We start from the raw sequence: 13,057 nt of genomic DNA on the forward strand, positions 1-13,057 counted from the left end.
TCACACAATGGGAATCCGGTTAGGCGCGGCCGCGGTGCTGCCAGCAGCCCGGATGCCAGTGGCGGCGCGCATCCACCCCAGCTTGGGCGCCCCAAATGGTGTCCTCCGTCCACGCCACAATATTGGGTTCACCAATCCGGATAATCCCGCCGCAGCCCGGGCACACGTAGTCCTTCGCGGCGCTGGCGATGCGCCGCACCTTGTAGGTGGCGCCATCGCGGCCGTTCTCATAGCGCAGCCCACCCATCGCCGCGCTGATATTCAGCGGGCGAACGGGACGGGAGTACTTTTTCGACCGGCGCATTCTTCCATGGTAGCCGCTTGGCGCGCGGAGTCCACTAGCACGCCGTGCGACGCCGCGGCCGCCAAGCTACCTATGCACGCGCCGGACTATGCATGCGCACACTGCACTACAGATGCGCACGCCCGCTATGCCACCAGCTTGCCGTCCTGCGCGACCAGCTTCCCAGCGCGGTAGACCCGCCGCGGGCGCAGCTCCTCATCCACCACCAGCAGATCCGCGCGTTTGCCCACTTCGAGCGCCCCGCGATCATCCAAGCCCATCACGCGGGCCGGAGTGGCGCTCGCCATGGTGACGGCGTCGTTCAACTCAACCCCCGCACCGACCACGGTGCGCACAATATCAAGAAGATGCGAGGTACCGCCCGCGAGATTGCCCCCGCGTAGCCGCGCCTGCCCGTCGGTCACGTGCACGCGCAGCCCGCCCAGCTCATAGGTGCCATCCGCCATGCCGGCCGCCGCCATCGCGTCGGTAATGAGCGCGATATTTTCCGGGCCCACGATTTCGACCACGTTGCGCACCAGCTCAGAGCTAATATGAACGCCGTCTCCGATAAGTTCGACGACGCAGCTGCCGCGGCGCGCGGCAGCTAAATACTCGGCCACCGGGCCGGGCGCGCGGTGACGCAATTCGCGCATGGCATTAAACAGGTGGGTGGCCACCGGGATGGCCCCGCCCGCCACCGCCCGTTCCTGAAGCTCACGCGCCGGGCCGGCCTCCGCGTGGGTATGCCCCCAGGTAGGCACCACACCGCGCTCGAGCAGGAGGTCCACCACCTCGCTCGCCCCCGAAAGTTCGGGGGCGAGCGTCATCCCCCAGGCGTGCCCGCGGGCCGCATCGAGGAGCCGGGTGGCGATCTCTACGCTCGGAGCTTCCAGGTAGGCCGGGTTCTGAGCCCCGGCCCGCTCGCTGGAAAGGAAAGGGCCCTCGATAAGGATCGCGGCCAGGGTGCCATCCTCGACCGCGTCGGCCATGAGGCTCGCCCCGGCTTCCATACGCTCCACGCTCAGGGTGGTCAGGGCCGCGGCTACGGAGGTGGTGCCGTGGGCCAGGTGCTCGCCGGCCGCCTGCGCTACCTCCGCGCTATCCTCCGCATCCGGGAAGGAGGCTCCTCCCCCGCCGTGGCAGTGCTCATCGACAAGCCCGGGCAGGATCAACCACCCGTCCGGGAGCTCACCGCCAGGAGCTGCGTCGTCGTTCTTAGTAGTTGTATGTGTTCGCGTTTCGCTGGGCGTTATCCGCGTGAAAACTCCGTTGTCCCACGCGATATCGCATTCGCGCACGCCGCCGGGCAACGCTGCCCGGCCGTATAAGAACCCCATTATCCCGTCCTAAAACAGTCGATCCTCCGGGTGGTCTATGCCACGCATATCGTCGTAGTTCAAGATCATACAGTCAATGCCGCGGTCTTCGGCCAGCACACGGGCCTGCGGTTTGATTTCCTGGGCCGCGAAAATGCCGCGGAGCGGATTGAGGAGGGGGTCGCGGCGCAGCAAATCGAGGTAGCGGGTGAGCTGTTCGACCCCGTCAATTTCCCCGCGGCGTTTAATTTCGACGGCGATATAGCCGCCCTCGCCGTCGCGCACCATGAGGTCCACCGGGCCGATGGCGGTGGGGTACTCGCGGCGCACCAAGCTGGCATGCGGGGCGATACGTTCCACCTGTTCGGCCAGCAGTTTTTGCAGATGCGCTTCCACGCCGTCTTTGACGAGCCCGGGATCTTCCCCGAGATCCTGTTCGTAATCAGAAAAGACCTCGTAAATGCGGATGACCAGGCGGTCGTCGGTTTTCTTGTGCTCCACATTCCAGATAGTGCGCACGCCCGCCTCGCGCTCCGCCGCGCTCGGTTCTTCTTCGGTGAAGAGCGTGGGGCCCATCATCCAGTTGAGGGGCTTATAGGAGCCGGTATCCGCGTGGACTAGCACGGAGCCATCGGCTTTGACCATGAGGAGCCGGGTGGCCGGTTCGAGATGCGCGTCCAGGCGTCCGGAGTAATCCACCGAACAGGTAGCAAAAACAACGCGCATCTAGAACAACACCCAATCTCCCCGGGGCGGGGCCGAATCCGCCCACGCCACCAGCGCGGTATGCGCCTGGCAGCTCATGGCCATATCAATTTCTGTATGAGCATCCCCCACCCGGGCGGTGGCGATATCATCACGCACTTTAACCAGGTTGATGCTCAGGGAACGCCGGTCCAGGCGCAACGCCGGGCGCCAGGATAAGGATGCCACCCGGAACCACTCCAGCGCATCGGTGCGGAAAAACACCACCCCGGTATGCCAGCGATGCTGGCGGCGCACCGCGGCCTGGGAGGAGCCCCACTGGTTGAAGAGGTAGCGGACCCGCGCCAGGAAGTAGATGAGGAGCGCGAGGAGAACCAGCACGACGATCAGTGCTACGCTTTGCCAGCTCATTCGCGCTCTCCGCCTACTGCCCGTTGACCGACTGCTCGCTGACCGAATCGGCCACCACGATGACCTGGTTGGCGGTCACCGTGAGGAAGCCGGAGCCGGACATCGTGAAGCTGCGATCACGTCCGTCCTCGCAGCCGCGCACCTCGACGTTACCTTCCGTGAGGAGGGCAACGAGCGGGGTGTGGTCCGTGAGGATACCCACCGAGCCTTCGGTGCCGGGCGCGGTCACCGATTCGGCATTCCCGCGCCACGCCAGCTCCCGCTGGGAAACGATCTCAACGTCCAGCATTATTCGCTCCGCAGTTCGTGGTACTTGCGTTCCAGATCCTCGATGCCGCCAATATTGAAGAAGGCCTGCTCGGGGACGTGGTCGTATTCGCCGTCGCAAATACGGCGGAACGCTTCAACGGTTTCCGCAACCGGAACGGTGGAGCCTTCCACGCCGGTGAACTTCACCGCGGTGTACATATTCTGCGAGAGGAACTGCTGGATCCGGCGCGCGCGGGCGACGGTCAGGCGGTCTTCTTCGGAGAGTTCATCCACACCGAGGATGGAGATGATGTCCTGAAGTTCGCGGTTCTTCTGGAGGATCGCCTTGACGCGGGTCGCGACCTCGTAATGCTGCTGGCCCACGATCTGCGGGTCCAGAATACGCGAGGTTGAGGCGAGGGGATCCACGGCCGGGTAAATGCCCATGGAGGCAATATCACGCGAGAGTTCGGTGGTTGCATCCAGATGGGCGAAGGTGGTTGCCGGTGCCGGGTCGGTGTAATCGTCCGCGGGAACGTAAATAGCCTGTAGCGAGGTAATGGAATGCCCGCGCGTGGAGGTAATACGTTCCTGGAGCGCACCCATTTCATCAGCCAGGGTGGGCTGGTAGCCCACCGCGGAAGGCATGCGCCCGAGCAGGGTGGATACTTCCGAACCGGCCTGGGTGAAGCGGAAGATGTTATCGATGAAGAGCAGCACGTCCTGGTTGGCGACATCGCGGAAGTACTCCGCCATCGTCAGGCCGGACAGGGCGATGCGCAGGCGCACCCCCGGCGGCTCGTCCATCTGGCCGAAGACGAGGGCCGTCTTATCAAGCACCCCGGCTTCGTCCATTTCGTGGATGAGGTCGTTACCTTCACGGGTACGTTCGCCCACCCCGGCGAATACGGAAACGCCATCGTGGTCGAGGGCCACGCGCTGGATCATTTCCTGAATGAGCACCGTTTTACCCACGCCCGCGCCGCCGAAGAGGCCGATCTTGCCACCCTGCACGTACGGGGTGAGCAGGTCGATAACCTTGAGGCCGGTCTGGAACATCTGGGTTTCCGGCTCGAGTTCATCGAAGGCGGGAGCCTGGCGGTGAATCGACCAGCGTTCCTTCACGTCGATCTCATCGGGGGAAACGTTGAGCGGTTCGCCCACGACGTTGAAGACGTGCCCGCGGGTAACGTCCCCGACCGGAACGGTGATGGGGGCACCGGTATCGATAACGACGGCGCCGCGCACCAGGCCATCCGTCGGTTTCATCGCGATGGTGCGCACCACGTTATCGCCCAGGTGCTGGGCCACTTCCAGGACCATCTCCTGCTGGATGACGCTTCCGTCACCGGCGGGGAGGGTGGCCGTGGTTTTCAGGGCATTATTGATATCGGGAAGCGCGTCGGACGGAAATTCGACGTCGACGACGGCGCCAATGACCTGCGTAATCCGGCCGGTTGTGGCCAGGTCCGCGGTCTGCTCCTCTAGTTGTGCAGTCATAGTGTGTTCCTTATCCGTTACGAAGCGCGTTATCCGTTACTTAGTGCATCGGCACCGGAGACGATTTCAGTGATCTCGGTGGTGATCTCAGCCTGGCGCGCGTTATTGGCGAGCCGGGTGTACTTCTCGATGAGTTCGGCGGCGTTATCGGTGGCCGCGTGCATCGCCTGCTGGCGCGAGGCGAGTTCGGAGGCCGCTGCCATGAGAAGAATCGAGGAGATACGTTTGCGAACATACATGGGCACGAGCGCTTCGAAAACGTCGTGTGCCGAAGGTTCGAAATCGTAGAGCGGTTCGGTTTCTTCCGTCCCGCCGCCCGAGAATTCCGATCCGGTATCCTCCAGATCGCCTTCACCGTAGTCCACGATGGCGAGCGGAAGCATATGGCGCACCTGCACCACCTGGCTCACCATCGATTCGAAGCGGGTGTAGACCACATGTACTTCGGCGACGCCGCCTTCTTCCGGCGGGGCGGTGAAAGCATCGAGGAGGGTGCGCGCGATTTCATCGGATTGCTCCGGATCGGGCTTATCCGAGGTGCCGCTCCACTCCCCGGCGATATTCACCCCGCGGAATTTGAAGTACTGCAGGCCGCGCCGGCCGGTCACGTACAGCACCGGATCCTTACCTTCGGCGCGCAGATTCTCCACGGTGCGTTCCGCTTCGCGCAGCACATTGGCGGAATAGGCTCCCGCCATGCCGCGGTCGGAGGTCACCACGAGTACCGCCACCCGATTGGTATCGGTGCGCTCGCGCATCAGCGGGTGCTGGGCATCAAAATCATGGCGCCCCACCAGCCCGAGCGCGCGGGTTACCGCCCGCGCGTAGGGGTCCAGTTCCTGCGCCTCCCGGCGCGCCGAGCCGATACGCGAGGCCGCAATGAGCTCCATCGCGCGGAACACCTTCTGCAAGGTGCTCGTCGCCCGAATTTTGCTCTTGTAAATCCTCTGTTCGCCGGCCATCGATTAACCCTTCGTCGGCCGCGCGAGAGTTTCACGGGCCTGCTCGGCCGGGATATCCTCTTCCCCGCCCGCGGGCAGGTTTTCGGCGGTGCGGTAGGACTCCGTGAAGGCGCTGACCGTGGCTTCCAGTTCGGCTTCGAGGTCCTTATCCATCTCACCGGTGGAGGCAATGGTTTCCAGCACCGAGGAGTTGTGCCGCACGTAGTCAAGCATGCGGGCTTCCCAATCGTGCACCTTCTCCACCGGGACATCATCAAGATATCCCTTCGAGCCGGCCCACACCGAAACAACCTGTTCCTCAATGGGGTACGGGGTGTACTGCGGCTGCTTGAGCAGCTCCATGAGGCGCTCACCGCGGGTGAGCTGCTGGCGGGTGGCCGGGTCAAGATCGGAAGCGAACATCGCGAAGGCCGCCTGGGAGCGGTACTGCGCCAGGGTGATCTTCAGGGTACCGGCAACCTTCTTCATGGCCTTGATCTGCGCGTCGCCGCCCACGCGGGATACCGAAATACCCACGTCCACGGCCGGGCGCTGGTTGGAGTTGAAGAGGTCGGACTGCAAGAAGATCTGACCGTCGGTAATGGAAATAACGTTGGTCGGAATGTAGGCCGAGACGTCATTCGCCTTGGTTTCCACGATGGGAAGGCCGGTCATGGAGCCCCCGCCCAGCTCATCGGAGAGCTTCGCGCAGCGTTCCAGCAGGCGCGAATGCAGGTAGAACACGTCGCCCGGGTAGGCTTCACGCCCCGGCGGGCGGCGCAGCAGCAAGGACACCGCTCGGTAAGCTTCGGCCTGCTTGGAGAGGTCATCGAAGACGATGAGCACGTGCTTGCCTTCGTACATCCAGTGCTGGCCGATGGCCGAACCGGTGTAGGGCGCCAGGTACTTGAAGCCAGCCGGATCGGATGCCGGAGAGGCCACGATGGTGGTGTATTCCAGCGCCCCGTAGCGGGCCAGGGTGCCGCGCACCGAAGCGATGGTGGAACCCTTCTGGCCGATGGCCACGTAAATGCAGCGCACCTGCTTGGACGGATCCCCGGTTTCCCAGTTCTTGCGCTGGTTGAGGATGGTGTCAATCGCGAGGGCGGTTTTACCGGTCTGGCGGTCCCCGATGATGAGCTGGCGCTGGCCGCGCCCGATCGGGGTCATCGAGTCAATAGCCTTGATACCGGTTTCCAGCGGTTCGTGCACCGACTTGCGCATCATTACGCCGGGAGCCTGCAACTCCAGGGCGCGCCGGCCGCTGAGATTTTCGATTTCGCCCAGGCCGTCAATCGGCTTGCCGAGCGGGTCCACCGTGCGGCCGAGGTATCCGTCGCCCACCGGGACGGAGAGCACCTCACCGCTGCGGCGTACTTCCTGGCCTTCTTCAATATTGGAGAAGTCACCGAGAACGACGACGCCGATTTCGCGCTCTTCCAGGTTCATCGCCAGTCCGCGGGTGCCATCCTCGAAAACGAGAAGTTCGTTAGCCATCGCACCGGGCAGGCCGGCCACGCGGGCGATGCCGTCCGCCGTCATGGTGACGTGACCAACTTGCTCACTCTCGGACTGCTCCGGCGTGTAGCTACGCACGAAGTTATCGAGCGCTGCCCGAATCTCTTCGGGCTGGATTGTCAGATCAGCCATTCTTTTTCCTTACCTGTTGCTCGCCGGTGCCGCCGGCATGACCGCGACTTTATCGCGTACATCTTTAATTCTGGACTGCAGCGTCGCGTCAATAACATCCGAACCGTGCTGGATGCGCATACCGCCCACCACAGCCGGATCCACCGAGACGTGAATGGAAACTTCGGTTCCGTACATCGCGGTCAGGGCGCGCTGGAGGCGTTCTTCTTGCGTTGCCGTGAGCGGTTGGGCTACCAGCACCGATACTCCGGAAACTTCACCCAGCTCAGCTGCCTGAGCCGCGTATTCCATGAGCGAGGCCGCCAGGGTTGCTTCCCGCACCCGCGCCAGGGCGCGATGTGCCAGCACCCGGGTTTCCTCCCGGATATTCGGAACCACGCGATCAAAGAGCGCCCCGCGTTCCTCCGCGGAGTATTCCTCGCGGGAGAGCGTGATGCGCAGATCGGGAGTTTCTTTAAGGGTACGCATAAGCTGGTAGAGCTCATCTTCGACGCCGGAGAGCACCCCGGCGCCACGCGCCCGGACCAATACAGCGTGTGCGCCGAGGGTATCCACGGTCGTGACGAGATCAGCGTCCTCCGTCCACGTCCGCCCCGCTACCGCGCGCAGCACCGTAAGAACCGGTGCGCTCACGTGGGCGGCGAAAATGGCACCTGCCAGGCTTTCCCGTGCCACACCAGCCCGGGTGGTATCCGCGAGGGTTCCACGCAGGGAAGGGGAGGCATTGATGGCGTCTGCAGCGGCGAAAAGTTCGCGCGCCAAGTCAATTTCCTGGCCGGGATATTCCTGAAGCAGGGCGTCCCACTCGGCGGTGACCGCGGCGGCGGATTGCTTACTCGTGGACCGCATTACGCCCCCGTTCGCGCCTGCTCCTCGAGATTATCGAGGAACGAATCGACGACGCCCTGATTCACACTCGGATCGAGGCGAATCTGCTCACCCACGATACGACCGGCCAGCTGCGAAGCCATAGTGCCCAGATCCGCGCGGAGAATCCGCGCGGCGGCGTCGGTATCAGCCTTAATCTGAACCTGAGCCGCGGCGGAAATGCGCCGCGCTTCTTCGCCGGCTTCCCGGCGTGCACGCTCGATAATATCGGAGGCATTGGACTGTGCCTGGGCGCGGATATCCGCGGCTTCGCGCACCGCGGCGTCCTTTTCGGACTGGATGGTGGCACGTTCTTGAGCCACTTCCTCGCGGGCGCGCTCGGCAGCGAGCAAACCTTCTTCGATTTTCTCCCGCCGCTCATCAAGCATCTTCGTCAGCGTCGGCCAGGCGAATTTATACACCGCGATGGCGACGATGAGGAAAGATACCGTGCCCCACAGCAGATCCGGAATGGCCGGAATGATAACACTGTGTTCTTCAGCGAGATACATTGCTTAAGCTCCGAACACGAAGCCCGCGGCGAAGCCGATCAGGCCGAGTGCTTCGGTAAAGGCGATGGACAGGAACATATTGACACGCAGGTAGCCGCGGATCTCGGGCTGGCGTGCGGTAGCTTCCTGGTTCTTCGCACCGATGAGGCCGACGCCGATGCCGGGGCCGATAGCCGCGAGACCGTAACCGATGGTCGCGAGAACTGCTGCAGATCCAGTCATGGGATTGTCCTTTTCTTGTTGTTTTAGTGGGCGGAAATAGAAAGTTGGATATACGCGGCGGTGAGCAGGGCGAAGATATACGCCTGCAGGCACGCCACGAAAAGTTCAAAGACGGTGAAGAGGATACCTGCCACCAGGGTGACCGTACCCAGGCCGATACCGAGGCCCCCGCCCATGGAGAAGTAGAGCGCGTGGGTGCCCAGGAAGCAGAGCACGAGCAGCATATGCCCGGAAAGCATATTGGCCAAGAGACGAACCGTCAGGGTGACGGGCCGAATAATGAAGGTAGAAAGCAACTCAATGGGCGTCATGATGATGTAAATCGGCCAGGGCACCCCGGGCGGGAAGAGTTGTTCCTTGAAGAAGGTACCCGCCCCGCGTTCTTTCATACCCGCAATAATGAAAGCCACGTACGCCACCACGGCGTAAATGAGCGGCATACCAATAACCGACGTACCCGCGAGCTGCAAGCCCGGGATAACGCCGGTCAGGTTCATAAAGAGAGTACCGAGGAAAACGGTGGCGAGCAGGGGCTGGTACTTCCGTGCCTGCCCTTCAAGAATTTCTTCACCGATCTGCACCCGCGAGAAGTCCAGCAGGGATTCCATCGCAGCCTGCGCACGACCCGGAATGAGCTTGGCGCGCTTGGCATAGATAACGCAGAAAACCAGAAGAACTAAAGCCGCAAGAAGACGAATCACCATCACGCGATTCATCTCAAATGGCGTGCCGGCGAAGAAGATGGGGGCGGGGAAGAATTCCTCAACTCCCGGGGCGTGGAACCCGTCGTTCTCCATCGGCAGGCCGAGCATGCTCAGATTCGCGAACGAACCGACTGCCATGCGCTCACCCTCTCCATCGAATCTTTCCGCGGCGGGAACCCCGCCTGAACGGCACTGCTAACCTATCTTAGCGTGGAAATCACAATTGTCATCACCGCGCGGCCTTGAACTTTCCCGCCGTGAGCAGTGTCCTACGTTACTCTTATGGCTCGTTCCTGGCTAGGACTTAGCGCCCGGTGCGCAGATCAGTGCGACTATCAACGCGACTATCAACGCGAAGATCAGCGCGCAGCACCACCCAGGATTGCACCGCGAGCGCGCAGATAATCAGCCCGGCCAGTGCCAGCGCCGCGGTTCCCACCGAGGCGCCGGTGAGGGCGCGCCAGGCTCCGAGTCCGCCGAGCACCACCGCGAGTTTGACCGCGTAGCCGCCCAGGGCCCATCCGGCCCCGCCGGGCAGATAGCGCGCACTGGCCCAGCTGATCGCCTGGAGTACCAGCGCGATGAGGGTGGCCCAGCCCACGGCACGAGCGTGCTCGGCTTGACCGGCAAGCAGGCATCCTGCCGCCCCTATTATTCCGACGACGACGCATCCGAGCGTGGCGCTCAGTTGGGCGCGGTAGAGCAAGCGCGCGGCGCCTCCGCCCGGGGCGGCCGGCCGGCTGGATTGGGCCCTCATGGTGTCTCCTCAGCTTTCCGCGCGGGCTCTGTTTCCGATGCCGGCAGCGTTTCCAATGCCGGCAGCCCAATTTCCGGAACCTGCACCGCTTCCCGTTCCAGCTCAACTTCGGACATGGGCGCATCGCCGGCGTTCTCATCCGGAATGCGCTCCCCGCGCGCGGCCGAGCTGCGCCGTCGCCCGAACATTCCGAAGGTAACCACGCAACCGAGCACCACCCCGGCCGCGCCAATGAGGGCGACGTGCCGGGCCGGAAGCACAATCAGCAGAATGCAGGTGAAGGAGAAAATGGCCGTCCATAGGTACAGGATGAGCACGGTACCGGTATGGGAATGGCCCAGGCGCAGCAGGCGGTGGTGGAGGTGGCCGGCGTCGGCGTGGAAGGGGGATTGCCCGCGGGCGAGGCGGCGGGTAACAGCCCAGATGAAATCGGAGAGCGGTAGCACCACCACGGCGAGGGCCAGTAACAGCGGCAAATACGCGGGGAGTGCGTAGCCGAGGGAGGTGGATTGCGGGTCGATCTGCCCGGTGACCTGGATGGCGGAGGCAGCCAGCACCATGCCGAGCATGAGTGCCCCCGAATCACCCATAAAGATACGAGCGGGATGGAAATTATGCGGCAAAATGCCCGCGCACATCCCCACCGTGGCGGCCGCGGCCGCGCAGGCCACCGAGGTGTAATCCCCCGGGGTGGCATTGCGGGTAAGAATATAGGAATAAATAAAGAAGGCCAGGGAGGCGATCCCGACGATCCCGGCGGCGAGCCCGTCCAGTCCGTCCATAAAATTCACGGCATTGACCGTGATGACCACCATGAGGATGGTGAAGAAAATGGAGAGGCGGGTGGAGCCCACGGTCAGGCCCATGAAGGGCAGCGTCACGAATTGGACGCCCTGCCAGGCCATCACCCCGGCGGCCAGCACTTCGCCGGCCAGTTTCGTCATCCAATCCAGTTCCCAGATGTCGTCGATGGCGCCCACCAGGCACATAAGCCCGGCGCCCAGCCAGATTGCCCAGGCTTGGGAGGCGGGGCCGAGCACCCGGTGCAGGTAGGGGATCTGAGATGCGATGGCGAAGGAGGCCGAAAAGCCGAGGAACATGGCCACGCCGCCCAGGCGCGGGATGGGGACGGTGTGGATATCGCGTTCGCGTACCTGCGTCATCGCCCCTACCCGCAGTGCCAGCCGCAGAATCGCGGGGACCAGGAAGTAGGTGATGGCGCAGCTGAGCACCATCATGAGCAGGTAGACGCGCATGCCCTCTCCTTACCTTGCCGCTGCGAGTTGCGGTTGGCCGCCGCGAGTTGCGGTTGGCCGCTGCCGTTCAGTCTAGCCGGCCCGGTCCGCGCTTCAGTCCAGTACCGTCGTGGTGCTTGGTCCCGTGTCGGCCCGCGCTTCAGCACGGCGCTGCCGATCCGCTTCAGCCCAGCGGCACCACCGCGGCAATATCCTCGTCCGAAATCGCGCCGTGGCGCAGGATCTGGGCGCGCTCGCCCGCAAAACTCACAATTGTGGAGGGTACCCCGCCCGGTGCGGTGCCGCCGTCCAGGTACACCGCGACTTTCTCGCCGAGCTGCTCGCGGGCCTGCGCGGCCGTGCGCGCCGGGGCGTGCTCGGTGAGGTTCGCGGAGGAAACCGCCAGCGGCCCGGTGCGGCGTAGCAGCTCCAGGGCGAGCGGATGGTCGGGCATGCGCAGGGCCACGGTACCGTGGGTTTCGCCCAGGTCCCAGCCGATACTTTCGTTCGCGGGGAGGATGAGGGTGAGTGCCCCGGGCCAGTACGCCGCGGCGAGCGCGCGAGCGCCGGCCGGGATACTGGAGGTCAGGCGGGCGGCGTCGTCCATCGAGGCAACAAGAACCGGGGACGGTTTATCGCGCCCGCGTCCCTTTGCGGTGAGGAGCCGGGTCACGGCCGCGCGCGAAAAGGCATCCGCGCCCAGGCCGTATACGGTATCGGTGGGGAGCACCACGAGCTCGCCGCGCGCGAGGGCGGCTACCGCGGCATCACATGTGTCCATATTCTGCCTCCAAAAAACGTTCCCGCCCGGCCAGGTCCCGGCCGGTTTCGGCCCGGGTGAAACCGAGGCTGCGGGCATATTCGCGCAGGGCCGCGCTTTGCGTCTCCGCGTGTTCGAGAACGAGGATACCCCCGCCCCGCAGCAGCTGCGCCGCGCGCGCCACGAAAAGCTTGGGCAGGTCCAGGCCCTCCGCTCCCCCGCCCCACAGGGCCCGCGCCGGATCGGCACGCACTTCCGCGCTCACCGGCGTATCGGGTGGAATATAGGGAGGATTAGCGACGACGACGCTCGCCGCGTGGTCCAGTTCCGGGAGCGGCTCGGCTACATCGTGGTGGAGAAAAGTGACGGGCGAACCGTAGCGGGCATTATTGGTGGCAGCTAATTTCAGGGCCTGGGGATCTGCGTCGACGCCGATCACCCGGGCGGCGGGAACTTCGGTAGCGATACTCAGGGCAATGGCCCCGCTGCCGGTACCCAGATCGACAACGAGGGGGCCTGCGGCTGTATCGGCGGCGCGGGAGCGCGCCGCCGCTGCGTCGTCGTTCTTGAGAGACGCGGCGTTCCCGCGGCTTTGCGCGGCCACGCAGGCACGCACGTGCTCAATAGCGCATTCGGCCACGATTTCGGTTTCCGGGCGCACAATCAGCGCGTCCGGCGTGGAAACAAGCTCGAGGTAGCGGAAGTACATCCGCCCGGTGATGTGCTGGAGCGGTTCGCGCGCGGCGCGGCGGGCCAGGTAGGCCGCGAAAAGTTCGCGCTGCGCGGGCGGCGGGGTATCACGCGGATAGGGGCGCTTGCCCGCCACCGCTTCAGCCAGCCACCGGGCATCCGCGGCGGGTGAATCCACCCCGGCCGCGGTGAGCTGCGCGGTGGCACCGGTCAGCAAGTCCGCCCAGGTGGTCATAGCGCTCGGCTACTTTC

16 protein-coding genes are annotated in these 13,057 nt (G+C 64.1%); all 16 read right to left on the reverse strand.

What is annotated here, in order from left to right; translation table 11 throughout:
* Positions 1 to 19: 19 nt before the first annotated feature.
* On the reverse strand, positions 20 to 304 hold the full coding sequence (locus tag ACRQFC_RS00080) for an Rv1322 family protein (RefSeq protein WP_435713408.1): 285 nt from the start codon (positions 302 to 304) through the stop codon (positions 20 to 22).
* A 125-nt stretch (positions 305 to 429) separates the two neighbouring features.
* Positions 430 to 1,623, reverse strand: coding sequence for an N-acetylglucosamine-6-phosphate deacetylase (locus ACRQFC_RS00085; RefSeq protein WP_435713409.1), 1,194 nt, complete (start codon positions 1,621 to 1,623; stop codon positions 430 to 432).
* Positions 1,624 to 1,632: 9 nt separating this feature from the next.
* Positions 1,633 to 2,328 (reverse strand): endonuclease NucS, encoded by a 696-nt coding sequence (nucS, locus tag ACRQFC_RS00090; RefSeq protein ID WP_435706290.1) that lies wholly within the window; start codon positions 2,326 to 2,328, stop codon positions 1,633 to 1,635.
* Positions 2,329 to 2,718, reverse strand: coding sequence for a DUF2550 family protein (locus ACRQFC_RS00095; protein ID WP_026429109.1), 390 nt, complete (start codon positions 2,716 to 2,718; stop codon positions 2,329 to 2,331).
* Between the two features lie 13 nt (positions 2,719 to 2,731).
* The gene (locus tag ACRQFC_RS00100) at positions 2,732 to 3,007 is read right to left on the reverse strand and encodes a F0F1 ATP synthase subunit delta/epsilon (protein WP_435706289.1); all 276 of its coding nucleotides are present in this window, start codon (positions 3,005 to 3,007) and stop codon (positions 2,732 to 2,734) included.
* Positions 3,007 to 4,467 (reverse strand): F0F1 ATP synthase subunit beta, encoded by a 1,461-nt coding sequence (gene atpD, locus ACRQFC_RS00105; RefSeq protein ID WP_026429107.1) that lies wholly within the window; start codon positions 4,465 to 4,467, stop codon positions 3,007 to 3,009. The genes ACRQFC_RS00100 and atpD overlap by 1 nt, the downstream gene beginning before the upstream one ends.
* Before the next feature lie 29 nt (positions 4,468 to 4,496).
* The gene (locus ACRQFC_RS00110; RefSeq protein WP_026429106.1) at positions 4,497 to 5,429 is read right to left on the reverse strand and encodes a F0F1 ATP synthase subunit gamma; all 933 of its coding nucleotides are present in this window, start codon (positions 5,427 to 5,429) and stop codon (positions 4,497 to 4,499) included.
* Between the two features lie 3 nt (positions 5,430 to 5,432).
* Positions 5,433 to 7,058 (reverse strand): F0F1 ATP synthase subunit alpha, encoded by a 1,626-nt coding sequence (atpA, locus tag ACRQFC_RS00115; protein WP_435706288.1) that lies wholly within the window; start codon positions 7,056 to 7,058, stop codon positions 5,433 to 5,435.
* Between the two features lie 9 nt (positions 7,059 to 7,067).
* A complete protein-coding gene (locus tag ACRQFC_RS00120; RefSeq protein WP_435734619.1) occupies positions 7,068 to 7,907 on the reverse strand; it encodes a F0F1 ATP synthase subunit delta in 840 nt (279 codons plus the stop codon).
* Positions 7,907 to 8,437 (reverse strand): F0F1 ATP synthase subunit B, encoded by a 531-nt coding sequence (gene atpF / locus ACRQFC_RS00125; RefSeq protein WP_016441729.1) that lies wholly within the window; start codon positions 8,435 to 8,437, stop codon positions 7,907 to 7,909. Before atpF ends, ACRQFC_RS00120 begins: the two co-directional genes overlap by 1 nt.
* A 3-nt stretch (positions 8,438 to 8,440) precedes the next feature.
* A complete protein-coding gene (gene atpE / locus ACRQFC_RS00130) occupies positions 8,441 to 8,659 on the reverse strand; it encodes an ATP synthase F0 subunit C (protein WP_016441730.1) in 219 nt (72 codons plus the stop codon).
* Between the two features lie 23 nt (positions 8,660 to 8,682).
* Positions 8,683 to 9,501: a F0F1 ATP synthase subunit A gene (atpB, locus tag ACRQFC_RS00135; protein ID WP_435734620.1), complete on the reverse strand. Its 819-nt coding sequence runs from the start codon at positions 9,499 to 9,501 to the stop codon at positions 8,683 to 8,685.
* Between the two features lie 166 nt (positions 9,502 to 9,667).
* On the reverse strand, positions 9,668 to 10,120 hold the full coding sequence (locus ACRQFC_RS00140; protein WP_435706286.1) for a hypothetical protein: 453 nt from the start codon (positions 10,118 to 10,120) through the stop codon (positions 9,668 to 9,670).
* Complete coding sequence (locus ACRQFC_RS00145) at positions 10,117 to 11,376, reverse strand: glycosyltransferase family 4 protein (RefSeq protein WP_435706285.1); 1,260 nt, start codon at positions 11,374 to 11,376, stop codon at positions 10,117 to 10,119. Before ACRQFC_RS00145 ends, ACRQFC_RS00140 begins: the two co-directional genes overlap by 4 nt.
* A 163-nt stretch (positions 11,377 to 11,539) precedes the next feature.
* Entirely contained in the window at positions 11,540 to 12,136 is a 597-nt protein-coding gene (locus tag ACRQFC_RS00150) for an L-threonylcarbamoyladenylate synthase (protein WP_435706284.1), read from the reverse strand.
* Positions 12,123 to 13,040 (reverse strand): peptide chain release factor N(5)-glutamine methyltransferase, encoded by a 918-nt coding sequence (gene prmC / locus ACRQFC_RS00155; protein ID WP_435713411.1) that lies wholly within the window; start codon positions 13,038 to 13,040, stop codon positions 12,123 to 12,125. The genes ACRQFC_RS00150 and prmC overlap by 14 nt, the downstream gene beginning before the upstream one ends.
* Between the last annotated feature and the right edge of the window lie 17 nt (positions 13,041 to 13,057).

The organism is Actinotignum inguinis (assembly GCF_051265835.1).
Taxonomy (GTDB): Bacteria; Actinomycetota; Actinomycetes; order Actinomycetales; family Actinomycetaceae; genus Actinotignum; species Actinotignum timonense.

What these genes read in the sequence shown, in the direction of transcription:
- ACRQFC_RS00085 (WP_435713409.1), bottom strand. Translation starts at nt 1,623, where the DNA reads ATGGGGTTCTTATACGGCCGGGCAGCGTTGCCCGGCGGCGTGCGCGAA.
- ACRQFC_RS00100 (WP_435706289.1), bottom strand. Translation starts at nt 3,007, where the DNA reads ATGCTGGACGTTGAGATCGTTTCCCAGCGGGAGCTGGCGTGGCGCGGG.
- ACRQFC_RS00145 (WP_435706285.1), bottom strand. Translation starts at nt 11,376, where the DNA reads ATGCGCGTCTACCTGCTCATGATGGTGCTCAGCTGCGCCATCACCTAC.
- atpD (WP_026429107.1), bottom strand. Translation starts at nt 4,467, where the DNA reads ATGACTGCACAACTAGAGGAGCAGACCGCGGACCTGGCCACAACCGGC.
- atpB (WP_435734620.1), bottom strand. Translation starts at nt 9,501, where the DNA reads ATGGCAGTCGGTTCGTTCGCGAATCTGAGCATGCTCGGCCTGCCGATG.
- nucS (WP_435706290.1), bottom strand. Translation starts at nt 2,328, where the DNA reads ATGCGCGTTGTTTTTGCTACCTGTTCGGTGGATTACTCCGGACGCCTG.
- ACRQFC_RS00140 (WP_435706286.1), bottom strand. Translation starts at nt 10,120, where the DNA reads ATGAGGGCCCAATCCAGCCGGCCGGCCGCCCCGGGCGGAGGCGCCGCG.
- ACRQFC_RS00150 (WP_435706284.1), bottom strand. Translation starts at nt 12,136, where the DNA reads ATGGACACATGTGATGCCGCGGTAGCCGCCCTCGCGCGCGGCGAGCTC.
- atpE (WP_016441730.1), bottom strand. Translation starts at nt 8,659, where the DNA reads ATGACTGGATCTGCAGCAGTTCTCGCGACCATCGGTTACGGTCTCGCG.
- ACRQFC_RS00110 (WP_026429106.1), bottom strand. Translation starts at nt 5,429, where the DNA reads ATGGCCGGCGAACAGAGGATTTACAAGAGCAAAATTCGGGCGACGAGC.
- atpF (WP_016441729.1), bottom strand. Translation starts at nt 8,437, where the DNA reads ATGTATCTCGCTGAAGAACACAGTGTTATCATTCCGGCCATTCCGGAT.
- ACRQFC_RS00095 (WP_026429109.1), bottom strand. Translation starts at nt 2,718, where the DNA reads ATGAGCTGGCAAAGCGTAGCACTGATCGTCGTGCTGGTTCTCCTCGCG.
- ACRQFC_RS00080 (WP_435713408.1), bottom strand. Translation starts at nt 304, where the DNA reads ATGCGCCGGTCGAAAAAGTACTCCCGTCCCGTTCGCCCGCTGAATATC.
- prmC (WP_435713411.1), bottom strand. Translation starts at nt 13,040, where the DNA reads ATGACCACCTGGGCGGACTTGCTGACCGGTGCCACCGCGCAGCTCACC.
- ACRQFC_RS00120 (WP_435734619.1), bottom strand. Translation starts at nt 7,907, where the DNA reads ATGCGGTCCACGAGTAAGCAATCCGCCGCCGCGGTCACCGCCGAGTGG.
- atpA (WP_435706288.1), bottom strand. Translation starts at nt 7,058, where the DNA reads ATGGCTGATCTGACAATCCAGCCCGAAGAGATTCGGGCAGCGCTCGAT.